Here is a 26,248-nt window from a genome sequence, read left to right as displayed (position 1 = left end):
TTCGTGTTGCAACCACACAGTAGAGTTTAAGGAAAACACCTCGATATGGATGTCGATTGATGACTGACAAAATCCCAGCTAGGCTGGGATTTTTTTTAACTGTTTCCAGCAAGATAAATTGTATACAATACATCATTTACCTCTATGGGAATCACTATGCGCTTATTAACCTTTCCAATAAAAGCTAAATATTGTTTATTAAGCGCTTCAATTTTAGTCGCTGCAAGTGGCTGTAATCATGAAGCCAATACCACCAAAAAACATCTGCCAGAGCCTCAGGCTAATCGCCTCATAATTGATAATAACATCAACCAACTTACTCAATCATTTATGCAACTACAACCAGCCTTAGCGACATCGCTAGGACTTTCGACAGACATTGGCGGCTACTATCATGACAAGTGGCCCGATTACTCCCCAACGGGCATGCAACAATTACAAACAACTATGACTGATGCTCTTAGACAGCTCAATCAGTTTGATCTCAACGCCCTCAACGAAAGTGACCGTTTACACTTAGCGGTCAATAAAGTCATTACCAATTATTATATTGGCGATCTTGGCTTCCAAGGTGGGTATATCGATACCTGGGGTGGGCACTTACCTTATATTCTGAGTCAAATAGCAGGGCCACTGATTGATATTCCAAAAGTATTACAAGATCAACATGTGATTGCTAACGAAGTCGATGCTAAAAATTACCTACGTCGATTAAGTGCCTTTGCTTACCTAATTGCCGACGTGAAAGCCAAAGTATTGGCAGATGCGGAGCAAGGGATCATTCTGCCCAAAGTTCTTTTTCCAAAAACATTGGGGTATTTAGATAAGTTTATTGCCCCAAAACCGGCCGAACACCCGTTTGTTAGTGCATTAAGCAATAAACTGATTCAGACAACGCTCCCAAAAACAATGCAGGTTGAGCTTACACAGCAGGCAATTAAAATCGTCTCTAATGAGATTTACCCTGCATTTTCTGACATTGCAACCACGATGAAAAACTTACAAAGCAGCGCCCCCCTTGAAGTGGGAATATGGGCTCAACCAAACGGTGAACAGTTTTACCAACATGAAATTTTATATCTGGCGGATTCAACGCTCAGTGCTGAAGCTATTCACAAAATCGGTCTAGATGAGGTAAAAAGAATTAGCCACGAGATGGATAACATTCTCAAAGCACAGGGCATGGCGGAAGGAACTGTGGGTGAGCGAATGGCTCAATTAGGTAATATGCCACAGTTTCTCTATGAAGATTCTGATGCTGGTCGCGCGCAGTTGCTAGCTGACTTAAATCAAGAAATTTCACATATTATGGAAAAAGCGCCCAGCTTATTTGCAACGTTACCGAGCTATGATGTCACCGTCAAACGCATCCCTATAGTTTCACAGGACGGAGCTCCCGGCGGGTTTTACAACCCGCCAGCACTTGATGGCTCACGAGCGGGTGAGTTTTCGATTAACCTTAAAGATATGAAAGCACAACCAAGCTTTAGTCTAAAAACATTGACTTATCATGAGGCAGCCCCCGGACATCATTTTCAGATTTCACTCAACATGGAGCAAACCGATATTGGTATTATGCGGCAAAATGGCCAATTTAATGCATATGTAGAAGGCTGGGCTTTGTATAGCGAATTAGTCGCTTATGAGATGGGCATGTATGACAATGACCCATGGGGAAATTTAGGACGATTGCAGGCCGAGGTCTATCGTGCTGCACGTTTAGTCGTTGATACAGGCTTACATCATAAACGCTGGCCACGACAAAAAGCGATTGATTACTTCCACCAGACTACTGGCACTGCTATGAGTGATGTTGAAGCTGCAATCGACCGCTACATCGCTTGGCCAGGTCAGGCACTAGGATACAAACTAGGCATGTTAAAAATTGTCGAATTAAGAGCGCGTGCCAAACAAGCCCTAGGCGAGCGCTTTGATATAAAAAGCTTTCACGATTTAGTATTACTGCCAGGCGCTCGACCACTAACCTTATTAGAAGCTGATGTTGAACGCTGGATTAGCCACTTAAACCACCAGCAATAATAACGTTGGGGGCGAAGCCCCCTTTCAATTAATTATTATTAGTTTAACCTTACAGAGACAAAGAACTGGTGTGGGTAAATAGGCATGCCAATTTTGTTAAACCATTGCTCAGTTATTTCATCAACTTCTCCAGAAAGCATCATTTCATCAAATTTTCGATCTAGTTGCTGACACATACTTTGCGTTTTACATACAATTTTTGAACCTGAATACGTGAGTATATCGAGGGGATAAAATCCAATTTTTAACGAATCTTGGATACTTAAGCGCTGAGACCACAAAAACATCAGCCAATCCCCCACTTTCGCATCAAATTTACCCGCCACAAATAAGCGATTCGTAACCGCTTGTTCAGCATATTCGACATAGGTATTTTCACGAGTCACTTGGTGTTCGTACAAAGAACCAAACACCTTAGTCGCATTAATAAACGATACGATTCGCAACCCCTTTAAATCTTCCAGTTGTATAATTTGATTTCGATCTGATCTATTATTAATAATCACACGATTGACGAACTTCAATCGGTAATTCGAGGTATAAAACCCTTCGGGAACAGGCCCACCCCAATTCAGTGCAATATCAGCTTTACCTAATAACAAAGTCCGTTTTATACCATCATTATTAAACGGCTTAATTTCTATCTGTTTGTAGCCTAGATGATTCATCGCAGCGATGAGTAAATCATTAAACAAGCCCTTCGTATTGCTCTGATCATAAAAAAAATAGGGCGAAAAATTAGCGGATGCAACGACTATTTCAGGCCGGGGATTCTCATCCTCGGCCCAACAAATAAATACAAATAATAATTGTGAGAAAATAATAAAAGACAGTAGTTTCAAATCAAACTCCGACTAAGACCTTTTCTAAGCTTAATCGTTTTTATCTGGAACTCTATTATTTTGAATATTAATTGTGCCATCAATATGAACATCGCGTTGTGGAAAGGCGATGACTACATCATGCTGATTAAAAAGTTCATATATGCGAAAACGAATGTCACTGCGCATTTGACGGATATCAGCCTCAGAATTAGCACAAACCCAAAACACCGCATCAAAAATCAATGCATTGTCACCAAAGTCTTCAAACAAGACGTTCGCACTAGGTTGTTTAAGAATATTTTCCTGCTCATCAAGCACTTGCCGGATCAACTTAGCAACTAATTCAACATCACACCCGTACGCAACACCAACTCGCACAAATGAACGTGCGTTTTTATCTATTAAAGTCCAATTAATAACTGTATTTTCTAACAATTGACTGTTAGGAACTAACATATGGACACCATCACTGCGGCGAATGAGTGTAGAGCGGGTATTAATACTTTCAACCATACCTTTAGTGTCGCCTACTTCAAGGAAGTCACCAATCCGGATGGGCCGCTCCCACATTAAAATCCAGCCACTTATAAAATTATTAATGATGTTTTGTGCACCAAAACCCACACCAATTGCCACCGCGCCCGAAACAAACGCAAACGCTGTAAGAGGGATCTTGAGAATTTCTAAACTCGTTATCGCAAGCACTGCGATGGTTATGACTAAATAAATCCGAGAAAACAAATGCACGGCATCTGGCGTGACCTTTCTTGCTACGAGTGCTTTACGGATCAACATCCCAACTCGTGTTACTACAAACCAAGCGAGTAATAATGATACAGGTATCTGTAAGACCTGGAATACTGTTATGGGTGTGCCGCCATAGTTAAACAACACATATGAAAGTGTGGCTTCAATTGCTTGCCAATCCATATTAAGCCTTTCTAATAAAATCAAATTAGTCTCAGTATAACAGTTATTTAAACTGTCATTAATATGTAATCACCTCAATAGACCCTCTATATCAATGATTATTTTTCGGCTAAGATGGTTTCCTTAATTCCGCAAACTTATTCGCTATGCCTGAACTGACATTATTGCTTTTATTTGTTCCAACCAGCTTTTTAGTCTCTATTTCACCTGGAATGTGCATGACCTTAGCCATGACACTTGGCATTAGTGTTGGACTGAGAAAAACCTTTTATATGATGTGGGGAGAATTAGCCGGCGTAGCCACTGTCGCAATATGTGCAGTCATGGGCGTTGCAGCATTAATGCTCAACTATCCTGCACTATTTAACCTACTGAAATGGATAGGTGGAGCATACTTAATCTACGTAGGTGTACAAATGTGGCAAAGCAAAGGTAGTTTAGCTATAAGTTTAACCTCTGATACTCAACAACCGGTGGTAAATCGGAAAACCTTATTTGCTAAAGGTTATTTTACAGCAGTATCTAACCCCAAAGGCTGGGCGTTTACCGCTTCGTTATTGCCTCCTTTTATCAATCCAAACCATGCCCTTGCACCGCAATTGAGTGCTTTGGTGATTATTCTATTAGTAACAGAGTTTATTTGCATGATCATTTATGCCTCTGGTGGTCATGGCCTCAGAAAGCTACTTAACAATAAAGGGAATGTTGTGCTTCTTAATCGGTTATCAGCTTGTTTGATGGTAACTGTCGGCATTTGGTTAGCCTTGGGATAAAAATCAAATGGAGCATTAAGGTCGCGAATCAACACACATAAATTCACTCAGCTCAATGATAGGCTGAGTGAATTTATTTGTGTCTGGTTAAATTTTTTGTGATGCGACCCAACGCTTAATTTTAGCTTCTAAAATTGGCATCGGTAGCGAACCATCTATTAAGATTTGAGTATGGAATTGTTTCACATCAAAAGCCTCGCCTAACTCAGTTGCACTGTATTCTCTGAGCTCTCTAATTTTAAATTGTCCAAGTTTATATGATAACGCTTGGCCCGGAATCGCAATATAACGTTCGACTTCAGAAATAATATCACTCTCTGCCATTGAAGAGTTAGCCTTCATAAACTCAATACCTTGCTCGCGCGTCCACCCTTTTGCGTGTAGACCTGTATCGAGCACTAAGCGCATAGCTCTAAGCTGCTCATCAACCAAACGGCCATACCACTGATAAGGATCGGTAAATAACCCCATCTCCTTACCTAAACTTTCAGCGTATAATGCCCACCCCTCAGCGAATACGGTATAACCACCAAATTTACGTAATCGTGGTAAACCATCGACTTCTTGTTGCAACGCAATTTGAAAATGATGGCCTGGCGCCGCTTCGTGAATCGATAAGGTTTCTAAAATAAACTTTGGCTGAGCTTTAAGGTTATGGGTATTAATATAAAAGATGCCTGGCCGCGAGCCATCGGGTGCTGGAGATTGATATGAAGCCCCCGCTGCCGATTGAGCTCGAAAATCTTCAACTGCCTTAACGATGTAATCAGCTTTCGGAGCGATATCAAACAATAAAGGAACTTTAGCATCTATTTTTGCTTTAACAGCCTCATACGCTGCAATGACCTCTTGCGGTGAAGAAAAGTAAAACTCTTCGCTTTCACGTAAATGAGTAAAAAAGGCAGGTAAATCCCCTACAAACCCCACTTGCTCTTTCACTTTGATCATTTCATTTAAAATCCGTTCGACTTCTTTCAAGCCTAGCGAATGTATTTCATCAGCGCTCAACGAAAGTGTTGTATTTTCTTGAATTTTGTATTCATACCAGGCTTTCCCACCTGGTAAGTAGCTATAGCCCACACTCGTTCGAGCATTTGGAATATATTCATTTTCTAAAAACAAACTCATTTGTTGATATGCCGGTACCAAAGTATCAAGAATAAGTGTGCGATAGGTTTGCTTTATTTGGTGTTTTTCAGCGGGGGTAAAACTGTCTGGTAAATTGGCTACTGGCATCCAAAAAACAGATTGTGTTTCATCTTCAACAACATGAGCCTGAAACTGAGGCAGTAATTTAACTGCAAGTACATTAGGCAGTACAATCTGTTGCGAAATACCTTCGCGCATCGCAGCCTCAACACTTCGTAGCCAAACGACAAACCCATGAGCACGTTTGACAAAGTTATCGTAGTCTTCAACGGTATTAAATGGCTGAGCACTTTGACCTGATCCCAATGCCGCAAAGGTGTTGTGCTCTCCTGACATTTGATCGATCGGAATTAAATGACTAGGAAACTGCTCGGCTTCCTGTGCGAGCATTAAATCACGATGAAATATTTGATATGTCAACAGTGCTTGCCCCGAGAGTTCGCTTTCATCGATCAGAGCAAGCTTCGCAATATACTTTTGCGTAAACGCACTTATTTTCTTACGGTTTTCAGCGGTTAAAGGCAGCGAATATTGGTCGTTATATTGATATTGCCCAACAAACGTTCCAGATACCGGAGAAAAGGGCATTGATTCATCAAAGTACCCTTCAACTATATTTTCTAACTGCTGCGCCATAGTTTGTGACATCACAACTGAGGGGCTAGGTTCTGAATGTTTGCTCGAATCGACGCAGCCAAATAATGCACCACTGATGGCAAGGGCTAAAAATGCTTTTTTATTCATTGTCATTTGCTTAATGTAAGAGGAAGAAGGAACCAGGAAATCACTGGCAATGTCATAATAGCAGTGTATATTCTGGCAATATAAAACAAAACCCTGAAGCTATGATATAAATAAAGAAACCTTCGCTTTATTATAAAATCAGAGCTTTTATGATCGAAAATGAAATTAAACAACTCGAAAAAGTCTACGACTTATTAACCGAATACCTTGTCACTTATAGTTTTCAACTTGTAGCCGCACTGTTTATTTTACTTGCTGGGCTGTGGGCGGCTAAAAAACTATCCAAAGTTGTCTTTAATTTGTTAGCAAAAAATAATGTCGATATCACGCTAAATAACTTTATAAGTAACGTGGTAAAAGTTCTGCTAATCATTACTTTTGTAATTATTGCACTTGGAAAAATAGGTATAAGTGTCACACCATTTGTCGCTGCCATCGGTGCAGCTTCTTTAGGAGCAGGTCTTGCTTTACAAGGTATGCTATCCAACTATGGTGCAGGACTTGCCATTATTGCAACCCGACCATTTGTTGTAGGAGACACCATTTTTGTTAACGGTGTATTTGGCCAAGTCAAAGCAATAGAATTAGGTGTCACAATTTTAACAAACGAAGATCACGTTGAAATCACCGTACCAAACAAACACATCGTTGGGGAAATTATTCATAATTCGTTTGCGTATTCATTAGTCGAAGGAGAAATAGGAATTGCCTATCACGAAGATCCCGAGCAAGCTATCGCACTAATCGCGCAGACCTTAAAAGCATTACCTTCGCTCTCTTCAGCACAAGAAAACCAAATTGGGATTCACGAATTTGCCGACAGCAGCATTGTCATTGGCTATCGTTATTGGGTGGCCACAGATAAGTTAATCGCTACGAAAATGGCTGCCAATTTAGCAATCTTTTCTGCATTTAAACGTGCGAAGATAACCATCCCTTTCCCGCAACGAGAAATCACGTTAAAGCACAGTGAGTAAAATTGGGCAATAAAAAAGCCGCTAATTAAGCGGCTTTTTTTGCGATACCAAATTATTCATTGCCCATCGGGTTTGATTTTTCAGCTTGGATACGCATGTAAATTTCTTCACGATGTACTGAGACATCTTTAGGTGCATTAACACCAATACGTACTTGGTTACCTTTTACACCTAGTACAGTTACTGTAACTTCGTCCCCTATCATGAGGGTTTCTCCAACGCGACGAGTCAGAATTAGCATTCTTTGCTCCTAATGTTCCAAAAGATTAAAAGATTCCGTGTCTTTCTATTTTAATGAATAATTACCATGAAAGTAAGTAAAAACTCTAAAACTGGTTAATTTTCAACAAAAAAAGCACTGTGTAGCGCTCTTACACCTAATTCTAGATACTTTTCTTCAATTAGCACTGATATTTTTATTTCTGAAGTTGAAATAAGTAGTGCAGAAATATTTTCATCCGCTAGGGCTTGAAACAAAGTGCCTGCCACTCCAGCATGAGATTTCATTCCTACACCCACAGCGGATATTTTTGCCACATTGCAATTACCAACAACTTTATGCGCCCCCATAGCTAATTGATTCTGACCAAGTAGTTCTAATCCTTGCTCGTAATCATTTCGGTGCACAGTAAAAGCATAGTCGATTTTTGCATCTTTTTGATTTATTTGCGCAATCATATCTACTTCGATTGCATGTTCAGCAAAAAGTTGCAAAATTTTGGCTAAATTTGTTGGGGTGTTTGGCACCCCTTCAATAGTTAATAATGCTTCATCTTTAGTGTGAGCAATTCCAGAGACTACTTTGTCTGTCATAGTCGGTTCCTCATAAGTAATCAATGTACCTTGATCTGGCGCAAACGTTGACAGCACTCGCAGTGGAATATTATATCGCCCTGCCGCTTCTACTGAGCGAATTTGTAATACTTTCGCCCCAAGGCTTGCAAGCTCAAGCATTTCTTCAAACGTGACGGATTCCATCCGCTGAGCATTAGGCTCGATGCGAGGATCGCTAGTATAAACTCCATTCACATCTGTATAAATTTGACACTCGTCAGCGTGAATAGCTCCGGCCACTTCAACAGCAGTGGTATCCGTACCTCCACGTCCTAGCGTAGTGATATTCCCTTCGATATCACGCCCTTGAAAGCCAGCTAAAATAACAATTCGGCCATGTTCAAGTTCATGGTTGAGCCTAGAGTTATTAATATGTTGAATTCGGGCTTTACCAAATAAATTATTAGTGGTGATCAAGGCTTGATCAGCGAGTAAGCTAATTGCTGAGTGGCCTCGTTTGATAATGGCCATGGCAAGTAACGCGACAGAAACCTGTTCACCTGTGGTGACTAAGACATCCAGCTCTCGGCTGCTCGGTCGTGAATCGATTTGTTTGGCGAGGTTAATTAGGCGATTGGTTTCACCCGACATAGCCGATAAAACCACTACGATCTGATGCCCTTGCTGTTTGGTTTTTACTACAAGGTCAGCGACAGCCTCAATACGCTCGATAGAGCCTACTGAGGTGCCGCCAAACTTTTGGACAATGAGAGACACTGAATATTAAACGCGCTCAGCGATCCAAGCGGTTGCACTTTCTAAGGCTGTTGCCAAGTGCTGCGGCTGTGAACCACCCGCTTGTGCCATATCAGGGCGACCGCCCCCTTTACCACCAACTTGCTGAGCCATAAAGTTAACCAACTCACCCGCTTTCAATTGAGAGGTCAAGTCTTTGGTCACTCCGACAATCAAGCTCACTTTAGCGTCATCAGCCACACCAAGTACGATAATGCCAGAACCTAACTTCACCTTTAAGTCATCGACCATGCCACGCAATGCTTTTGATTCCGTTCCAGCTACATTAGCAACCAGCACTTTGATGCCATTGATATCGACTGCTGAATCAAGCAAATTCGCACCCGCTGCGCTCGCGAGCTTATCATTCAATTGTGCGACTTCTTTTTCTAGCCCTTTCGCCCGGTCAACTAACCCCGAAACTTTTTCTAGGGCGTTATTAGAATCCGTTTTCACTAAGGCTGCAATTTGATTGAGTACTTCAGCTTGATGATTAATGTAATCCATTGCACCTTCGCCAGTTACGGCTTCAATACGACGAATACCCGCAGCAATCCCACTTTCTGAGACAATCTTAAATAAGCCTATGTCACCTAAACGTTTTACATGTGTGCCACCGCATAGCTCAATTGAGAATTCACCAATACTGACGACACGAACTTCATCATCATATTTTTCACCAAATAGAGCCATTGCTCCTTTCTCTTTGGCTTCATCAATCTGCATTAATTGCGTGTTTAAATCGAGGTTACGGCGAATTTCGGTATTCACCATCGCTTCGATAGTACTCACTTGCTCTTTGGATACACCTTCAAAGTGAGAAAAGTCAAAACGAAGACGCTCAGATTCAACCAATGAGCCTTTTTGACTAACATGCTCCCCCAATACTTGGCGAAGCGCTTCATGTAATAAATGTGTTGCTGTGTGGTTTTTGCGAATTGCATCACGACGGGCCTCATCGATTTGAGCATCGACACGGTCATTGATTGCAATACGCCCTTGAATAACACCTGTATGGGCAAACGCGTTACCTAACTTAGTGGTATTAGTAACGGTAAACTCACCACCCGCTACCTTCAATAGCCCTTTGTCACCCGCTTGTCCGCCGGATTCAGCATAAAAAGGCGTGCGATCTAAAATAACAATGCCTTTTTGACCATCGGCTAATGCATTTGTTGACTCTCCATCAACAAACAACTCAACTACAGTGCCACTAAAATGATTATGCTCATAACCTTTAAATTCAGTGTGTTTATCTGATTTTAATTGTTCATTATAATCAGTACCGAATTTACCGGCTTGTTGCGCCATTTTTCGCTGTGCTGCCATGCATTCTTGAAAACCAGCTTCATCAATGGTCATAAAGCGTTCACGCGCTACATCTGCCGTTAAATCGGCCGGAAAACCATAAGTATCATACAACTTAAAGACAACATCACCAGGGATAACGTCACCTGTTAAGTCTTTGAGATTTTCTTCTAAAATCGCAAGACCGCGCTCTAAAGTTTTACCAAATTGTTCTTCTTCTATGCGTAATACTTTCTCGATTATGTCGCGTTGCTTATGAAGTTCAGGGTAAGCGTCGCCCATTTGCTCACCTAAGGCCACCACGAGCTTATGGAAAAAGTTATCAGTCGCACCAAGCTTATTTCCGTGGCGTACTGCGCGACGAATAATTCGACGTAATACATAACCACGACCTTCATTTGAAGGCATTACCCCATCAGAAACTAAAAATGCACACGAACGAATATGGTCTGCAATAACACGTAACGATTTATCAGATAAATCTTGAGCATTGGTTGCCAAAGCGGCTGCTTGTATGAGGTTTTGGAAAATATCAATTTCATAGTTTGAATGCACTCCTTGCATAATCGCTGAAATACGTTCAAGGCCCATGCCCGTATCAACCGACTGTTTAGGCAATGGTTCCATGGTGCCATCCGCATGGCGGTTATATTGCATGAAAACTAAATTCCATATCTCAATAAAACGATCACCATCTTCTTCCGGCGATCCAGGAGGCCCCCCCCAAATATCCGCACCATGGTCATAAAATATTTCAGAACAAGGGCCACATGGTCCCGTATCACCCATTGACCAAAAGTTATCAGCTGTATCAATACGAATGATGCGGTCAGCTGGTAAACCTACTTGCTTATTCCAAATATCAAACGCTTCGTCATCAGTGTGATAAACAGTGACAAGTAATTTTTCTTGAGGAAGTTGTAATGTTTCGGTCAAAAATTGCCACGCAAACTTAATCGCATCTTCTTTAAAATAATCACCAAAACTAAAGTTACCTAGCATTTCAAAAAACGTGTGATGACGAGCCGTATAACCCACGTTTTCAAGGTCATTATGCTTTCCGCCTGCACGAACACAACGCTGTGAGCTGGTTGCTCGTGTATATGGACGCTGATCGGCACCTAAAAATACATCTTTAAATTGCACCATACCTGCATTGGTAAATAATAACGTCGGGTCGTTCCCCGGTACCAACGAACTAGAAGTAATAGCTTGGTGCTGTTTTGACGAAAAAAAGTCCAAAAAAGCTTGGCGGATTTGTGCGGTAGTCATGTGCGGCATGCGGTTATTCTCACTCGTCTGACGGCTCTGCGTGCATTGCAAATTCAATTTGTTCATGATTAAAACCCCGATAACTCAAATAACGAAATATTTTCGCTTTTTCTTTGAATTCAAGGTTTCCAGTAATTCCAGAAAACTTCCTATTATAAGCTGCTTGGGCTTGTTGATACCAGTCTATTTCCATCTCATCGATCTGGGTTTCAAGTAAAGAACGTTCAATTCCTTTACCCGCAGCTTCGGCCTGGATACGCTTCAATCCATGAAGCTTTGCCAGATGGCGCCTTATAAAGCTTTCGCAATATCGTTTCTCATCTATAAAGGAATGATGTTCACACCAATCTAGAAGAGAGTCAATAAAGTCAGCTGTGGCACCTTTTTGCTGTAGCTTAAAAGTTAAATCACGTCGAGAGTATTCTTGACGAGATAACAACCAAAGTACGTAGTTCTTTAATTTTTGTTTTTCTTGATCATCCATTAAGCGTCAAATCGCCCTGTGCTTCCAGTTTTTTTGGGGGGCTCAGCATCAGGCACCACTTGGCTCATAAACATAGCTTGGAATGACACAAAAAAAGCAATATAACTAATCGGCATAATCAACAGTAATGGTATGAAAGATAAAGGTAAGCTAACTATAATCAACACACTAAATATGCCACCAAACACACTGACTGCAGCCATATTATGCCAAAATACACTTAAACTGACTTTAAACACACTTAGCAAAGTCAAGGTCGGCTGATAAAAGACTAAGGGGACAGCATACGCAAAACACATCAAATAAAACGATAAAGCGCTAACAAACAAAATGACATTGGCTGCATTGATGTTTTCGACCATATATTGTGCAGCCAAATCAGGCTGACCTGCATATTGCTCCATAACGGCAATCGCATCTTTAAATAGCCAACTAGCTAAAAACATTAAAATCATGCCGGCGCCAATTTGATATAGGCCCAGTCGAAACAATCCAAGTCTGCGACCTGCTAAGCCAAAGGGAGCAAAAATATCTGTAACGGCAATTTTCTTCCCTTGTTGCCGCATTAAAATAGCTTGGTAAAAGCCTGCGGTCAAAAAAGGGGTTGCTAGACCCGCTGCAATTTGCAAAACAGGAAAAAACAATGCGATCAGCCCCAGACTACCCATTACAGCTTGCATCAAGATAAAGGTACCAGGCTGCAATTTAAATATTTGCCAAGCGGCTTTATACCAAGCGGCTCCTGCTTGGGCTTTGTAAACTCGTTGCTCAATGGCCATTTAATCATCTTTTTTGTGTTAATAAATAAAATCAAAACGCACCCATTAAAGGTGCGCTTTTAAATAAATTGATCGGTGACTTTGATAAATCCGCTCTTATGCTACTTTTTTGTCTTACTTAAATCCAGCATATGTGAGCCATGTTTCACTTTAGTTGCCAAATAAGCCTCATTACCCTCTTTTAAATGTGCATGAGTCGCAACTAATCCTTCAACAGCAATGCCCGCGTCCGTTAACGCTTTTAACTTACGAGGATTATTTGTCATCAAATTGACCTTTGCTAACCCCATCGCTTTGAGCATTAAAACCGCATCAGAAAAGTCCCTTAAATCATCATCAAAACCTAAATGGTTATTGGCTTCATAAGTATTCATTCCCTGAGATTGTAATACATATGCATCAATTTTATTGTACAAACCAATACCTCGCCCCTCTTGGCGTAAGTACAATAAAACTCCTCCTTGTTGGTGCATTCTTTCAATACATTCATTCAACTGTTCGCCACAATCACAACGGGAAGAGTGGAAAACATCGCCGGTTAAACACTCTGAATGCATGCGAATTAGAGGAGTCGTTTCATTTTTATCTGCTTGGTTAAACACTAAGGCTACATGCTCAACACCATCTTTAAGGCCAGAAAATGATAGGATTTCAGCAGGAATAGTGCTGTTTTTACCCACTTTCAGCTGGACTCTTGCTCGTACTTCAGCCACAACGCTTCCAAATTAAAATATATGATATTGTGATAATATAACAAAAGCTTGATTTAGCGCCTAGCGATACTAAGCGGCTTTTATTTATACTTGATGTGATGATTGTAATATATGGGGATTATTAAGTCATAAAGCAAGTCACAAATACTGCAAAAAAACAGTAATAAAAAATCTTTTCTTTTTTCACCCCTTTTTTAAACCTGTGACGTTTAACTACTAAGTAACAAAGGAGAATAAAGATGAATTACACATTACCAGCCCCCCATTTTCAAACAATGAGCAAAATAGCCCTAATCACAACGGCGGGACTATTTATGACATTTTGTGCATTTGCATTTATGCAATATTTAATTGCTCCACAAGGTCATTATATACCAGCGAGTACTCCTGACTTTAAAGTCGATCTCGCTCAAGAAAAAGAGATTGCGCCACCAAACGAAAGAAAACGCTTACCTCCACCGCCTGTAATAAATAGACTCCCTCCCACACCCATGCTCACCTCTGAGACGTCACAGACTGATGCTGTACCAATCCCCACGGTGACACTCTCCACCCATCAACCAAGTAAAGGTGCGTTATTTGCACCAGTAATGGATAATCAAGCAAGTCCAATAGTACGGATGGCACCAAAGTACCCTACTCAAGCAGCCAGAGAAGGCCTCGAAGGTTGGGTAAAGTTACGCTTTTCTATTTCAAAAACTGGCAGTGTAATAAATCCAAGCGTTTTAGATTCACAGCCAAAAAGAGTATTCGATGCCGCAGCTATTAAAGCTTTAAAAAAATGGAAATATAAAGCCAAAGTTGAAAATGGACACGCGATTGAGCAACACGGTCTAAACATTCAGCTTGATTTTAAAATCGATCAAAGCCATTAATACGTAGGCGGGCTGTCATGCCCGCCTCTATAAAAAACAAATATCAAACTTGGGAGTGGTTTATTGATATTACTCAACTTTAAAAACTGGTTCGTCAAACCCTTTGACCCGGAGCATATAATGGTTCGCTTTTGTAAGACGGGCTCTCAGGCTGATCTGGGCCGGCTTTTTAACCATTACGGCCAAGATATATACCACTACCTTGTCTCATTAAGCAGCCCAGAAATAGCTGAAGATGTGAGTCAGAAAACTTGGTTAAAAGTCTTAGAAAAGAAACACCTTTATCGAGAACAAGCATCGTTAAAAGCCTGGTTGTTCGCTGTCGCTACAAATACATTACGGGATGAAATACGTATATCATCACGACTAGTGAGCACAGAAATAGATCAGTTTGACCTATTATTAAACGCCAATGATGAAACAACAAATACTGTGCTTGAGCGCTATAATGAGGCGCTAATGCAGCTTCCTTTTAAGCAAAGAGAAAGCTTTATCCTCCAACAAGAAGGGTTTTCGTTAGCACAGATTGCAGACATTACCTCCGCTCCGCAGGAGACAATAAAAACCCGCTTACGTTATGCAAAACAGCACCTTAAAAACAAGTTAGGAGACGAAAATGAAGCATAAAGAGTCATTTGAACAACAACTCAAAGAGCTTCATCAAGCCAGAAAAAAATCTATATTCATGCCTGCTGAGCAAAAAAAATCGCTACTATCGTTCCTGGCAGCTAGCAAACGTCCCCCATTTTATATACAAGCCCAATTTGCTCTGGGTATCGCAGCAGTTGCTGTGTTGTTTCACTTCGCATATCAAAGACACTCTCCAAATAATGCTTTTGTCCAGTATTACGAGGCTACCGTATATGACCAAGTAGAGACCCATGATTACACTAATGAGCAGTATTCAAAAATCATTAATCATGCCCATCAACAAGCACAATCAGCGCGCGATCATGCTTTAAGGAATTTAATGAATAAAGAGCTACTCGTTGGTCGGCTAATGGCGCGTGATGATAACTGGTACATCGAGTCATGTGATAAAACGCGTTTAGTTGAGCTAAAAGCAGATTTAATCAAACACTTAAATCTCAAACAGGATATTGATTTGTCAATCAAAGTTGGGGAAGCATTACGTATTGAAAATAATTCGCAGGGACAAATCATCGCACTCATTAGGCCGATGAATACGGCTTTTTGCGGGTAAAACTCGACAACTTTAACGCTATCATTTACGGCTCTTTTATTTTAGGGACAATTAAATGAATTCAACCGCCCAACGAATGGTCGCTATCGTGCTGTTTTTTTCCTCTGCCACCGCATTAGCCAGTGATGGCAATACAGAAGAGCAATTTAACTTGGCCTACAACAACTACTTACAGGCCAACGAAAATAACAATCAGCAGAGTAAAATAAAATATGCCGAACAAGCATACCAATTGGGCCAACAAATATATGGCCCGCAGTCGCTCAATACGGCAAACCTCGCGTTGAATTATGCGCTGTCCTTGCCAGATATAAAAAGCCTGATCAGCGATCAAATATTGATAGATCAAAAGCAGACTTTGTATAACACTATTTTATCCATTTACTCACACCATTATCCCAATAATGCAATAGAGCGAGTCGATGTCTATTTTGGCCTAGCCAAATCAACGCAATCAGCGTCTGAAGCTCACAGTTACTTTGATCAAGGATTACAACTACTCCCTGAAAAATCAAAATTGCTGGCCGATAGCTACTTTGAGGCTTCAATGCACTTATTTAATCATCATCAAATGAAAAAATACAAAGCTGCGCGAAAATATGCATATCAAGCTGATGAGCTGTACCATGCCCTTTTGCCTGAAAACTCATTTGAGCGTGCTAAATCTAATTATCTCGTTGGCATGATTGCACAATCAATGCGCAAAAAAAATGAAGCGATTAAACGCTTCAATGAAGTGGTTGACGTATTTGATAAACACCTTGAATTCGACCACCCTTTTGAACTTGCTGCTCATTCGCGTTTAATAGATCTGTATGAAAATCAAGGCAAAAGTGCACAGGCTACTAAACATTGTATTGCGATAGCTAAAATGGTGCCATGGAAAGATCAACAGGAACAAACCCCATTACATAGAACCAACCCTAACTACCCCATCTCAATGGTTAAACGCGGCAAAGAGGGATTCGCACAGCTTGAGTTTGATATTACTCCAACTGGATTTGTTAAAAACATTCGTGTTTTAGACAAATCAAATGAAGCTTTTGTAAAAGAAAGCATAAAAGCATTAAAAAACTGGCGTTATGCACCTAAATTTGAAAATGGTCAAGCAGTCACAGCCACCACACAAGTACAAATGGACTTTAAATTAAGCCGAGGATAAAACTTGTATCAGTCAAAGAGTGTCGTACTATACTCTGAGTATTCACTCTTTTGGTTTATAAAATGAAACGACTCCTCACCACCTTTCTCTTCTGGTCTATCTTAGTTACTTCTTCGCTTTGTAATGCTGCAAGCACCCCTGCGATCAGCCAAGAGCAACTAATCCTGTCACAACAAAAATCACCGGTTAATATTATTGATGTTCGCTCAGCTGAAGAGTTTAATGATGGCCATATTCCTGGCGCAATTAATATCCCATACGATCAGATTCAAGATTACATTAACGTATTAGTTCCATTAAAAGAGCAGCAGGTGGTGGTGTACTGTCGCTCAGGAAGAAGAGCTGCCATTGCTGAAAAAGTTATGATGGAGCTAGGATTAAAAAAAGTTTATCACTTAGAAGGTGATTGGTTAAGTTGGCAAGAAAAAAACCTGCCAGTTAGCACTAAGCACGAATAAATCACCAATTAGCCCAGTAATTTATCTTTTTATTATGAGGTTTATCATCAGAATAGCCTCAATTATTGCAAAATCCGCTAACAGTTATTCGCGAAAATCGCACTCTATGACTAAACTTAAACTGTTTACGTGGAGGGATTCTATTGTGTTAAGTAAACCCGTGTATGAAAGTTTACCCTATATATATTTGGCTGTTGGCTACGGATTAATTACCTACCAACCGTCTTTTTTCGCATCTATTTCAGGCTGTTTATTCTTTATTGCCGGCGCACTCGTTTGGTCCTTGCGATCTCACTTTCGCAGAAGTGACGCCAAAATGACTCGGCATGACGAAGACAAAGCAATACGGTGGTATGAGCTAAAACCATTTGCTTTATTTTTAGGTGCAATTGTTGTAATGACGTGGGTCGATGGGAAGATCGTCATGCTTTTAGCTGTCATTCTAATGTTAATTGCTAACTGGATACTATTTTTACGCGTTAATAACCGTTATTCAAATCACCGCCCGCATTCCAATAAGTACCCACAGAAATAAGCACCGCCCATTAATAGATATATATTTACGATAATTAATGGGCGTATAGATTAATCTTGCTTCCTTAGTAACTCTTTTATTTCTTCTTTTGCACCTAGAATATGGCTTTTTAATACTGCCACAGCGTTAGGAATATCCTTTGCTTTACAAAAATCGATGAGCTGTCGATGTTCTGGTCCTGCTTTTTCTATTCCACCAGCAAGCAAAAAATGTAATCGTATATAACGGCTCGCATTTTGATTGAGCATACTAATAATATCGAGTGTTTGCGGGCGTTGACTGCCTTTATACAAACAAGTGTGAAAGTTAGTATTAAGATCTGACCATAAATTGGCACTGTCTTCATGAGTTAATGCTTCATCTAGCTCTTTTAAAATCGTTTCAGCTTCAACAAAATCGGCATCAGTTAAATTTGGAATGGAGGAAGCAAGTACATTCGCTTCAAGCATTGCTCGCAGTTCAAATAATTCATCAACATGTGACGCATCAAGTTTGGTAACGATGGCCCCTTTGTGAGCTTGAAACTTAACTAGCCCTTCAGCCTCTAATTGCAGCAATGCTTCTCTGACAGGGATCCGGCTTACATCAAGTTCTTCAGCTAAAGCAGCTTGGCGAAGCGGTTGACCTGCTTTGACTTCACCTTTGAGAATCTTCTCTCTAATTGCGTCAACAACAAATTCTGTACGTGTTTTATATGTCAGCGCCATATTCATTCTTTTTTGTCATAAATAATACACCCTAGTTTAACTAGTTGAAAAAAAAAGGCCAGAGGCAAAAAGAATGATTTATTATCACGAACAAAAAAGCAGCCAATTACAGCTGCTTTAGATTGAATAGTAAAAGTTTACACTTGGTTTTGGTAACAAATCGGTCTTAAAAAACGTTCAATTGCAAAACTACCCACTGATGTACTGCGCACATCGGTGGAGCAAGGGAATGGTCCACCATGCATCATCGCATCGCACACCTCAACACCTGTTGGCATTTGATTGAAAATCAACCGCCCAACTTTGAACGAAAGCGACTCGACTAGTGCCTGATTCTCAGCAATTACGTGCGTCTCTCCATGGACCGAAGCAGTTAATTGCCCTTCTAATTGTTCAACAATTTTGGCCACTTGAGATAAATCTTTATACGTCACCATCAATGATGCTGGACCAAAGACTTCATCATGTAGCTCCGTATTGGCTAAAAACGCCTCTGCAGTCGCTGAGAATAAAACTGTCGATGCTTTTTTATCTTCAGACTGCCCTTGAGCGACGACTTCAGAATGTTGTGCTAACCGCTCACATCCCTGTAAATACGCATTAAGAATGCTTGGGGTAAGCATTGTTTGCGCGGTACTTTGTTCTATTAATGATACTAATTCATGTTTGAATGCAACTGCTTCAGCTTCACTCACTAGCCAGAACCCAGGATTCGTACAAAATTGGCCTGCCCCCATGGTCATTGACGCCACAAACTCTTGTGCAATTTTCTGGGGGTTTTGTGCAATCACCCCAGGTAAAATTACTTGGGGGTTAATTGACCCTAACTCTCCGTAAAATGGGATCGCTTCCTTACGGGTTTTAATACTTTCAAGCAACGCCATACCAACGCTATAAGATCCAGTAAACCCAACCGCTTTAATTTTAGGATGCTTTACAAGTGAGTGACTAATTTCATAAGCTTTGCTGTGAATCAATGAAAACACACCGCTCGGCATATCGCACTTATTTATTGCCACCTCAATTGCTTTTGCAACTATTTCACATGTGCCTGGATGAGCTGAGTGAGACTTGAATATAACAGGGCAGCCAGCAGCTAAAGCTGACGCGGTATCGCCGCCAGCGGTGCTAAATGCCAAAGGAAAATTACTGGCGCCAAATACAGCAACGGGACCTAAAGGCAACTGTGATAGCTTCATATCAGAACGAGGCATTGGCGTGCGCTCAGGCATAGCAACATCATGCGCAATGATAGCTGTACCTTTAATAATATTATTTGCAAACAATCTAAGCTGATTGACTGTTCGGCCCAACTCACCTTGAATACGGCCTTTAGGTAAACCGGTTTCAAGAGGGGTGCGCTCAATTAGTAAAGGCTCAGCTTTGACTAATTGCTCTGCTATTTCATTCAAAAAATTAGCTCGCTGCTGCGCCGTCTTTTTGCGATAAACAACGAAAGCCTGTTCTGCTAATAGACAAGCTTGCTCTAATTGATTGGCACTACAGTTAATAAAGTCGGGCGCCAATTTTGTATGTTCAGCAGCATTAATTGCATTAAACATCACTTGTGTATCAGCTTGCCATTGACCACCAATAAAACATAAACCAGATAACATATTTATCTCCTAAACTAATTGAAAACCAAAGGCATACGGATCATCATCATCAATTATGATTTGATTATTACCCGTTACTCGTGCCCATCCTTGAATTGATGGCATAATTGCCGTAATCCCTTGTACCTCTGTAACACTCTCAACTCTACCTACAAATTGACTGCCGATAATGCTTTCGTGCACAAAGTCTTGCCCTTGCTCTAATAAACCTTTTGTAAATAATTGCGCCATTCTTGCTGATGTGCCTGTCCCACAAGGAGAGCGATCAATAGCTTTATCACCATAAAAAACCGCATTAGCGGCTGAAGAATCAGATTTTTGAGGTTTTCCGGTCCATAAAACATGAGATAAACCATTCACGCTTGGATCTTCAGGATGGATACACTCCACCGCTTTCCCTGCGATTTTTCTAATCAAAGGACTATATTTTAATATTTGATCTGGAGTGAAATTTTCAAGACCTGGATAATTGTCTTGCGGTTCAACAATCGCATAAAAATTTCCACCATAAGCGATATCGAGTTTAATTTTTCCAAGCTCAGGGACTTCAATTTCAATGTCTCTATGCGCTAAATACGATGCGATATTATAGATTTTAACCCAATCAACTTTTTGGCCCGTCATCTGGTATTCAACATTTATTTGCCCAGCAGGCACATCTATTTTAAGTTTTCCTGGGACTTTACTTTGTAATAACCCCCCTTCTAAACCGGCAGTAACTGTGCCAATTGTCCCGTGGCCACACATAGGTAAACAACCCGACGTTTCAATAAATAAAATTGAAGCATCCGCATCATCAGAACAAGGTGGATATAAAAAAGCACCTGACATCATATCGTGCCCACGAGGTTCAAACATTAAACCTTGACGGATCCAATCATATTCCTTTAAGAAATGACTTCGCTTTTCACTCATAGTCTTGCCCTCTAAATTAGGGTGACCTGAAGTCACTAACCTAACTGGGTTTCCGCAAGTGTGAGCGTCAATACAAAAAAATGTGCCTTTGTTCATATTATTACCTTTTATCGAACAAAATTTGATTAAGTAAACAAATGACTAGCTTACTTAATCAAACTAAAATACCAGCTTTGTTTACTAAGCTGGGCATGGTTATTAATGGATGACTCGTACACTGGGTTCTACTGCCAAAGCCTCTAAAAATCGATCCTATTTATTCAAATACCTTAATTACTAAGTTTTTCGTTAACAATTAAAGACCACATCCGTTCATTCTCAGAAAATCGACTGAGAGATGTTTATTAAATAAATACTGAAGCTAAGCACCTACCTAATTAAATTTCATTTCATTGCATTTACATATCAAACATTTAATAATAATAGATTGTATACAACACAAAGTAATGTATATTGTATGCAATAACAACCTTTATTTGCTAATTATTATGAAAAGTGAGAATTCAAACTCAGAAACAGTTGCCGTTATAGGCGCTGGTATTATTGGTGTAACAGCAGCTTACCGCTTACAACAAGCGGGATTCCAAGTGACCTTGTTTGATAAGGAAGGGGTAGCTGAAGGCTGCTCAAAAGGAAACGCAGGCCACTTTGCTTCAGAGCAAGTGTTCCCTTTAGCTCAAAAATCTCTTTTACTTCAAGTTCCTAAGATGCTTATGGACCCATTAGGCCCTTTTAGCATTGCACCTAGTTACTTTCATAAAGCGATACCTTGGTTTCTAAAGTTTATGAATAATATGAGATCAAGATTGTTTACTGAAAATAAAGATGCGTTAAAAGCACTCAACAAAGTGGCTATTGAATCTTGGCAAAATTTGATCACTGAAACTCAACTAGACAGTTTTTTTCACAAAAAAGGCAGCTTGCTTACGTTTGAGTCAGAAACAAATCAAACTGCATTAAGACTTAAGCAAGAATATCAAGCAGAAGGTATCACTGTAGAATTGTTAAATAAGCAGCAACTGAATGAACTTGAGCCGGGTATTTCACCAAACATAAATTGGGCGTTATTTTTCACTGATGTTGCTCATACTTGTTGCCCTGCCAGCCTAACAAAAGAGCTTTTTAAAAAAGCACAAGAGATAGGTGTACTGTATATCAAAACAGCAGTTGAAGAGGTTAAATCAAATGATAATAAAGTAGAGATTTTATCTAGTAGTAAGCAAAGCTATCAAGCTGACAAAGTTTTAATCGCCACTGGCGCGCACAGCAAAGTACTGTGTAAACAATTGGGTTTTGAGGTGCCACTAGATACAGAGCGGGGTTACCATTATATGGTTGATGCGCAACTCCAACCAACTCGCCCAATTGTATCGTTTGAGCGAAAATTCATCATGACACCGATGCGAGATGGTCTAAGGTTAGCTGGTACTGTCGAATTTGCTGGGTTAGACAGTCCTGTGAATCATAAACGCGCTGATGCATTAGAGCCATCAGGACGCGCTATTTGGCCAAACATAAAACAACATCAACAAGGTGAATATAGATGGATGGGGTTTAGACCTAGTTTACCCGACTCAAAACCAGTGATAGGTAAGTCACCTAAACATGATAATATCTTCTTTTCATTTGGTCATCAGCACTTAGGTTTAACTTTAGCAGCAACCAGTGCAGAGCTGATAACAGACTGTATTTTGCAAAAAGCCCCTACAATCTCACTATCGCCTTTTAAAATTGACAGATTTTGATAACCATCTGAATCTCATTAAATTTTTGCGTTCAGTTAGTGTAGTAATAAGACTTGTACGCATTCTGATGTTAAGCAAACCAACGAGGTATCCATCTGTCTTTTCTTCACAAATCTCTGCTAAGTAATTGGTAGGGATTTCTTAATTTTTATCCATTTTCAACTTAAAGCATCAAACAGGGGTCAACGTGGATTTCTATAATCACATCCGACCAACTTATTCTACTCAACTCAGAGACCATCACCTTAAAAGTACACGGCCAACCGGAGATTAACATGGTTCACTTACAGTTTAGCTCTAAAAAAGGATAGCCAAACACCGACAAAAAAAGCCCCTTAAATAGGAGCTTTGTCTTTGTAAGAAACTTAAAATCAGTCTATTAAATCCAATAATGAAAGTCTTTCTTTTGCCAAATTATACCGAGCGTGAACATCGTCGATTTGCTGTTGAGTTAATTTATTACCAAAAGTACGAAGCCCGCCATCAATATCATTATGGTGAACTCCAAAAGCAAATTTAAGATACTCCATCAACAAAGGCTGAGCATCAAGATAAGAGATTGAATTCATCGCTTGAGAAATTTTATTTGCTTCAGCCCATTCACCTTTATTAACATACTCCTGCATAGAAATACTCGCTTTAGGGAATATACAGCCTACACCTGTGATCCCACCGCATGCACCTGCAAGCCCAGCATGGACAGTAACCGTGTCAACACCAGCCAAAATTTTCAAATCTTTATTTTCTAACATTAACGTTTCAATAGTTGAAACATCTGAAGTCGATATTTTAAGTGCAGTAACTTCAGGTAAGGCAGCAAGCTTTCTAAGAAGATCTGTAGAAAGAGCGTGATAACCGGCAGCATCAGGATTGTTGTAAGGCATAATTGTCACCCCAGCTTCTTTTGCAGCTGTTGCTGAAAGCGCATAGTACGCATACATTTCTTCATCAGAAGGCGCTTCAACAGTTTTAGGTGGCATTACCATAACGGTATCTACACCAACCGCTGCCAGCTCTTTGACTATGGTTGCAAGCTCTTCTTTTGTTTCAGCTGCAGCGCCACTGATCAACGGGACATTAAATTCTTTAGCAACCTCAGAAAGTGCCTGAAGTAAGGAGAGGCGCTGATCGGGGCTTAGGTAGCTATTCTCACCTAGAGTACCAGATCCAACAAGGCCGCCCATTCTGGTTCCGCCTTTTCCTTGAACTCTTAAAATATCTGTCGCATATTTTTTTGTCGCATCAAGATCAATTTCAACAAAGCCGGATACCGACTCTTTTAGCCATGTAAAAACGGCCGGCATCACTGTGTAGCGCCAATCTGTATTACTTGTTTCCATCATATTACCTATTAGTAAAACACCAAATTGCATACATTATATCATCTAAAGTATATTTGGCAAAGAAAGAGACTTAATAAGTGATGACTGAAAAGAGATTAAATTATCGGACAGACTATTTTACATGTAAAATTTTATCTTTTTACTAACATCGGAGCACTTCTTTAGACGTTTATAGACAGAATAGATACCAACGACAGGTTTTAAGAGTTTTACCAGAACTAAAAAGCAATAATCAATTACTTCATTGGTTATTACAATCAGACTACGCCACATAGATACAATACTGGCTTATGTCCAAATGAGTCAGAGAAGAGATATTGGCTAAACTACAAATACGTGGCAAATATGGCGAGACAACTTCAAGCTTTAGCCCCACAACACATCGTTATTTAACTCTCTGCCTAGCTCTAAACTGCTGTAACTTAGCTAACACATGAACACGCTCAGTAAAATAATTGAACCTATAAATACATGTGATTAATAAAATTAAATCTGATGTAGAAAATTCCTATTAAACAGCAAAGCTTGCCATTGAAGCTGCTATCAAGAATCTAGGGATTGATTAATTCTAATTCTACGCTTGACGTTTAAGCAACAAAAAAGCCAAGACTAGGTTATCCGCGCACTCGTTAGCTTTTTGTAACTAAAGAAATTTTTATATTCTGAGAATGGATAATTATCAAAAGAATACATGTACGATAGTTGAATGATTTATTGCGTACCTATACGCAGAAAATGGTGGATTAGAAAGTTTTGTTCATAGTCATTTTAAGGTTTAGATTTATCTATCATGGTATAGCCAGCAGATATTGCTGTTAGATTGGTGTATGAATCCAGAACGTTTAACAAGTATTAAACGGACGTTCAGAGATGGCAATCTCCACTTTTATTTTTAGTCATCCATAAGCTGTATTATGATGGGCTAAGGTATGATCTTTATATTAAAAATCAACCATCTTTGATGAAAAAGTTTATTTCAAATCGAAGAAACGAAAAAAGCCTCAACTAATGTTGAGGCTCATATAATAAGGTCCTGGCAATGTCCTACTCTCACATGGGTAATCCCACACTACCATCGGCGCTGTTTCGTTTCACTACTGAGTTCGGAATGGGATCAGGTGGGTCCAAAACGCTATAGTTACCAAGAAAATCTGTTAAATATTGTTTTTATTATTAATAAATTAGCCTGGCGATGTCCTACTCTCACATGGGTAATCCCACACTACCATCGGCGCTGTTTCGTTTCACTACTGAGTTCGGAATGGGATCAGGTGGGTCCAAAACGCTATTGTCACCAAGCAAAATTTTGCCGCTTTACCGCTTTCGCCGTAAAACTAAATTCGGAAGGCTGATTTTAAAATTGTCTACTTCAGTCTATCTAACTTCTTGCTTATTTATCAGTGCTTCATACAAACCACTTTGGCGTTGTATGGTTAAGCCTCACGGGTAATTAGTATAGGTTAGCTTAACGCCTCGCAGCGCTTCCACATCCTACCTATCAACGTTGTAGTCTCCAACGGCCCTTTAGTGGAGTTAAACTCCAAGTGAGAACTCATCTCGAGGCTCGCTTCGCGCTTAGATGCTTTCAGCGCTTATCGATTCCGAACGTAGCTACCGGGCAGTGCCATTGGCATGACAACCCGAACACCAGCGGTTCGTCCACTCCGGTCCTCTCGTACTAGGAGCAGCCCCTCTCAATTCTCAAACGCCCACGGCAGATAGGGACCGAACTGTCTCACGACGTTCTAAACCCAGCTCGCGTACCACTTTAAATGGCGAACAGCCATACCCTTGGGACCGACTTCAGCCCCAGGATGTGATGAGCCGACATCGAGGTGCCAAACACCGCCGTCGATATGAACTCTTGGGCGGTATCAGCCTGTTATCCCCGGAGTACCTTTTATCCGTTGAGCGATGGCCCTTCCATTCAGAACCACCGGATCACTATGACCTACTTTCGTACCTGCTCGACTTGTCCGTCTCGCAGTTAAGCTTGCTTCTACCATTACACTAACCGTACGATGTCCGACCGTACTTAGCAAACCTTCGTGCTCCTCCGTTACTCTTTGGGAGGAGACCGCCCCAGTCAAACTACCCACCAGGCACTGTCCGCAACCCCGATTAGG

General features: G+C 40.4%; 23 protein-coding genes and 3 rRNA genes (1 of these 26 only partly in view). 10 read left to right on the top strand and 16 right to left on the bottom strand.

Features of this window, described 5'->3' with window-relative positions; all coding sequences use genetic code 11:
* Positions 1–156: 156 nt before the first annotated feature.
* Complete coding sequence (locus AC3KVK_RS04455) at positions 157–2,040, top strand: DUF885 domain-containing protein (RefSeq protein WP_490313197.1); 1,884 nt, start codon at positions 157–159, stop codon at positions 2,038–2,040.
* A gap of 38 nt (positions 2,041–2,078) precedes the next feature.
* Here the strand turns inward: AC3KVK_RS04455 and AC3KVK_RS04450 are convergent, their stop codons facing one another.
* Together AC3KVK_RS04450 and AC3KVK_RS04445 are read right to left on the bottom strand one after the other, a co-directional pair.
* Positions 2,079–2,882 (bottom strand): substrate-binding periplasmic protein, encoded by an 804-nt coding sequence (locus tag AC3KVK_RS04450; protein WP_490313196.1) that lies wholly within the window; start codon positions 2,880–2,882, stop codon positions 2,079–2,081.
* Positions 2,883–2,912: 30 nt separating this feature from the next.
* Complete coding sequence (locus AC3KVK_RS04445; RefSeq protein ID WP_490313195.1) at positions 2,913–3,794, bottom strand: mechanosensitive ion channel family protein; 882 nt, start codon at positions 3,792–3,794, stop codon at positions 2,913–2,915.
* Between the two features lie 146 nt (positions 3,795–3,940).
* Here AC3KVK_RS04445 and AC3KVK_RS04440 point away from each other — a divergent pair, with 146 nt between their 5' ends.
* Positions 3,941–4,567, top strand: a complete 627-nt coding sequence (locus AC3KVK_RS04440) for a LysE family translocator (RefSeq protein WP_490313194.1) — start codon at positions 3,941–3,943, stop codon at positions 4,565–4,567.
* A gap of 87 nt (positions 4,568–4,654) precedes the next feature.
* Here the strand turns inward: AC3KVK_RS04440 and AC3KVK_RS04435 are convergent, their stop codons facing one another.
* A complete protein-coding gene (locus tag AC3KVK_RS04435) occupies positions 4,655–6,466 on the bottom strand; it encodes a DUF885 domain-containing protein (RefSeq protein WP_490313193.1) in 1,812 nt (603 codons plus the stop codon).
* 143 nt (positions 6,467–6,609) lie between these two features.
* Here AC3KVK_RS04435 and AC3KVK_RS04430 point away from each other — a divergent pair, with 143 nt between their 5' ends.
* Positions 6,610–7,437 (top strand): mechanosensitive ion channel family protein, encoded by an 828-nt coding sequence (locus tag AC3KVK_RS04430; RefSeq protein WP_490313192.1) that lies wholly within the window; start codon positions 6,610–6,612, stop codon positions 7,435–7,437.
* A gap of 52 nt (positions 7,438–7,489) precedes the next feature.
* On the opposite strand, the gene csrA is transcribed toward AC3KVK_RS04430, so the two are convergent.
* The 6 genes from csrA to AC3KVK_RS04400 form a co-directional block, all read right to left on the bottom strand.
* Positions 7,490–7,678, bottom strand: a complete 189-nt coding sequence (gene csrA, locus AC3KVK_RS04425) for a carbon storage regulator CsrA (protein WP_086743955.1) — start codon at positions 7,676–7,678, stop codon at positions 7,490–7,492.
* Positions 7,679–7,773: 95 nt separating this feature from the next.
* Positions 7,774–8,988 carry an aspartate kinase gene (locus AC3KVK_RS04420; RefSeq protein WP_490313191.1) on the bottom strand — a complete coding sequence of 405 codons (1,215 nt, stop codon included), beginning with the start codon at positions 8,986–8,988 and terminating at the stop codon, positions 7,774–7,776.
* Between the two features lie 6 nt (positions 8,989–8,994).
* Complete coding sequence (gene alaS, locus AC3KVK_RS04415; protein ID WP_490313234.1) at positions 8,995–11,595, bottom strand: alanine--tRNA ligase; 2,601 nt, start codon at positions 11,593–11,595, stop codon at positions 8,995–8,997.
* A gap of 10 nt (positions 11,596–11,605) precedes the next feature.
* Positions 11,606–12,070, bottom strand: coding sequence for a regulatory protein RecX (locus AC3KVK_RS04410; protein ID WP_490313190.1), 465 nt, complete (start codon positions 12,068–12,070; stop codon positions 11,606–11,608).
* A complete protein-coding gene (locus AC3KVK_RS04405; RefSeq protein WP_490313189.1) occupies positions 12,070–12,849 on the bottom strand; it encodes a BPSS1780 family membrane protein in 780 nt (259 codons plus the stop codon). Before AC3KVK_RS04405 ends, AC3KVK_RS04410 begins: the two co-directional genes overlap by 1 nt.
* Before the next feature lie 101 nt (positions 12,850–12,950).
* On the bottom strand, positions 12,951–13,562 hold the full coding sequence (locus AC3KVK_RS04400; RefSeq protein WP_490313188.1) for a GTP cyclohydrolase II: 612 nt from the start codon (positions 13,560–13,562) through the stop codon (positions 12,951–12,953).
* A 239-nt stretch (positions 13,563–13,801) separates the two neighbouring features.
* Between AC3KVK_RS04400 and AC3KVK_RS04395 the strand changes: the two genes are divergently transcribed.
* The 6 genes from AC3KVK_RS04395 to AC3KVK_RS04370 all read left to right on the top strand — a co-directional run bounded on the left by AC3KVK_RS04395 (position 13,802) and on the right by AC3KVK_RS04370 (position 17,796).
* Positions 13,802–14,437, top strand: coding sequence for a TonB family protein (locus AC3KVK_RS04395; protein WP_490313187.1), 636 nt, complete (start codon positions 13,802–13,804; stop codon positions 14,435–14,437).
* 120 nt (positions 14,438–14,557) lie between these two features.
* Positions 14,558–15,064 carry an RNA polymerase sigma factor gene (locus AC3KVK_RS04390; RefSeq protein ID WP_490313186.1) on the top strand — a complete coding sequence of 169 codons (507 nt, stop codon included), beginning with the start codon at positions 14,558–14,560 and terminating at the stop codon, positions 15,062–15,064.
* Entirely contained in the window at positions 15,054–15,641 is a 588-nt protein-coding gene (locus AC3KVK_RS04385; protein ID WP_490313185.1) for a hypothetical protein, read from the top strand. Before AC3KVK_RS04390 ends, AC3KVK_RS04385 begins: the two co-directional genes overlap by 11 nt.
* Positions 15,642–15,696: 55 nt before the next feature.
* Positions 15,697–16,803: an energy transducer TonB gene (locus AC3KVK_RS04380; RefSeq protein ID WP_490313184.1), complete on the top strand. Its 1,107-nt coding sequence runs from the start codon at positions 15,697–15,699 to the stop codon at positions 16,801–16,803.
* Positions 16,804–16,865: 62 nt separating this feature from the next.
* A complete protein-coding gene (locus AC3KVK_RS04375; RefSeq protein WP_490313183.1) occupies positions 16,866–17,261 on the top strand; it encodes a rhodanese-like domain-containing protein in 396 nt (131 codons plus the stop codon).
* A 145-nt stretch (positions 17,262–17,406) separates the two neighbouring features.
* Positions 17,407–17,796 (top strand): hypothetical protein, encoded by a 390-nt coding sequence (locus AC3KVK_RS04370; protein WP_490313182.1) that lies wholly within the window; start codon positions 17,407–17,409, stop codon positions 17,794–17,796.
* Between the two features lie 50 nt (positions 17,797–17,846).
* On the opposite strand, the gene AC3KVK_RS04365 is transcribed toward AC3KVK_RS04370, so the two are convergent.
* The 3 genes from AC3KVK_RS04365 to AC3KVK_RS04355 form a co-directional block, all read right to left on the bottom strand.
* Positions 17,847–18,503 (bottom strand): GntR family transcriptional regulator, encoded by a 657-nt coding sequence (locus AC3KVK_RS04365; protein WP_490313181.1) that lies wholly within the window; start codon positions 18,501–18,503, stop codon positions 17,847–17,849.
* 137 nt (positions 18,504–18,640) lie between these two features.
* Positions 18,641–20,119, bottom strand: a complete 1,479-nt coding sequence (locus tag AC3KVK_RS04360; RefSeq protein WP_490313180.1) for an aldehyde dehydrogenase (NADP(+)) — start codon at positions 20,117–20,119, stop codon at positions 18,641–18,643.
* A gap of 9 nt (positions 20,120–20,128) precedes the next feature.
* Positions 20,129–21,130: a 4-hydroxyproline epimerase gene (locus AC3KVK_RS04355; protein ID WP_490313179.1), complete on the bottom strand. Its 1,002-nt coding sequence runs from the start codon at positions 21,128–21,130 to the stop codon at positions 20,129–20,131.
* A gap of 392 nt (positions 21,131–21,522) precedes the next feature.
* Between AC3KVK_RS04355 and AC3KVK_RS04350 the strand changes: the two genes are divergently transcribed.
* Positions 21,523–22,779, top strand: a complete 1,257-nt coding sequence (locus AC3KVK_RS04350) for an NAD(P)/FAD-dependent oxidoreductase (RefSeq protein ID WP_490313178.1) — start codon at positions 21,523–21,525, stop codon at positions 22,777–22,779.
* A gap of 371 nt (positions 22,780–23,150) precedes the next feature.
* Here AC3KVK_RS04350 and AC3KVK_RS04345 read toward each other — a convergent pair whose 3' ends face one another.
* From AC3KVK_RS04345 to AC3KVK_RS04330, 4 genes are all read right to left on the bottom strand, one after another.
* Positions 23,151–24,119, bottom strand: coding sequence for a dihydrodipicolinate synthase family protein (locus tag AC3KVK_RS04345; protein WP_490313233.1), 969 nt, complete (start codon positions 24,117–24,119; stop codon positions 23,151–23,153).
* 1,034 nt (positions 24,120–25,153) lie between these two features.
* A 5S ribosomal RNA gene (gene rrf, locus AC3KVK_RS04340) occupies positions 25,154–25,268 on the bottom strand.
* Positions 25,269–25,306: 38 nt separating this feature from the next.
* Positions 25,307–25,421: ribosomal RNA gene (rrf, locus tag AC3KVK_RS04335) — 5S ribosomal RNA — on the bottom strand.
* A 130-nt stretch (positions 25,422–25,551) separates the two neighbouring features.
* Positions 25,552–26,248, bottom strand: a 23S ribosomal RNA gene (locus AC3KVK_RS04330) (it continues 2,187 nt past the right edge of the window).

The sequence above is a fragment of the Pseudoalteromonas sp. J2K-J979 genome (assembly GCF_058169715.2).
This window is presented reverse-complemented; position numbering and strand designations above follow the sequence as displayed.

Bases quoted from the DNA above. Each gene is read 5' to 3' on its own strand.
- AC3KVK_RS04380 (WP_490313184.1), top strand. From the start codon at position 15,697: ATGAATTCAACCGCCCAACGAATGGTCGCTATCGTGCTGTTTTTTTCC.
- AC3KVK_RS04405 (WP_490313189.1), bottom strand. From the start codon at position 12,849: ATGGCCATTGAGCAACGAGTTTACAAAGCCCAAGCAGGAGCCGCTTGG.
- AC3KVK_RS04385 (WP_490313185.1), top strand. From the start codon at position 15,054: ATGAAGCATAAAGAGTCATTTGAACAACAACTCAAAGAGCTTCATCAA.
- alaS (WP_490313234.1), bottom strand. From the start codon at position 11,595: ATGCCGCACATGACTACCGCACAAATCCGCCAAGCTTTTTTGGACTTT.
- AC3KVK_RS04360 (WP_490313180.1), bottom strand. From the start codon at position 20,119: ATGTTATCTGGTTTATGTTTTATTGGTGGTCAATGGCAAGCTGATACA.
- AC3KVK_RS04445 (WP_490313195.1), bottom strand. From the start codon at position 3,794: ATGGATTGGCAAGCAATTGAAGCCACACTTTCATATGTGTTGTTTAAC.
- AC3KVK_RS04375 (WP_490313183.1), top strand. From the start codon at position 16,866: ATGAAACGACTCCTCACCACCTTTCTCTTCTGGTCTATCTTAGTTACT.
- AC3KVK_RS04345 (WP_490313233.1), bottom strand. From the start codon at position 24,119: ATGGAAACAAGTAATACAGATTGGCGCTACACAGTGATGCCGGCCGTT.
- AC3KVK_RS04455 (WP_490313197.1), top strand. From the start codon at position 157: ATGCGCTTATTAACCTTTCCAATAAAAGCTAAATATTGTTTATTAAGC.
- AC3KVK_RS04430 (WP_490313192.1), top strand. From the start codon at position 6,610: ATGATCGAAAATGAAATTAAACAACTCGAAAAAGTCTACGACTTATTA.
- AC3KVK_RS04410 (WP_490313190.1), bottom strand. From the start codon at position 12,070: ATGGATGATCAAGAAAAACAAAAATTAAAGAACTACGTACTTTGGTTG.
- AC3KVK_RS04350 (WP_490313178.1), top strand. From the start codon at position 21,523: ATGAAAAGTGAGAATTCAAACTCAGAAACAGTTGCCGTTATAGGCGCT.
- csrA (WP_086743955.1), bottom strand. From the start codon at position 7,678: ATGCTAATTCTGACTCGTCGCGTTGGAGAAACCCTCATGATAGGGGAC.
- AC3KVK_RS04390 (WP_490313186.1), top strand. From the start codon at position 14,558: ATGGTTCGCTTTTGTAAGACGGGCTCTCAGGCTGATCTGGGCCGGCTT.
- AC3KVK_RS04355 (WP_490313179.1), bottom strand. From the start codon at position 21,130: ATGAACAAAGGCACATTTTTTTGTATTGACGCTCACACTTGCGGAAAC.
- AC3KVK_RS04365 (WP_490313181.1), bottom strand. From the start codon at position 18,503: ATGGCGCTGACATATAAAACACGTACAGAATTTGTTGTTGACGCAATT.
- AC3KVK_RS04395 (WP_490313187.1), top strand. From the start codon at position 13,802: ATGAATTACACATTACCAGCCCCCCATTTTCAAACAATGAGCAAAATA.
- AC3KVK_RS04440 (WP_490313194.1), top strand. From the start codon at position 3,941: ATGCCTGAACTGACATTATTGCTTTTATTTGTTCCAACCAGCTTTTTA.
- AC3KVK_RS04435 (WP_490313193.1), bottom strand. From the start codon at position 6,466: ATGACAATGAATAAAAAAGCATTTTTAGCCCTTGCCATCAGTGGTGCA.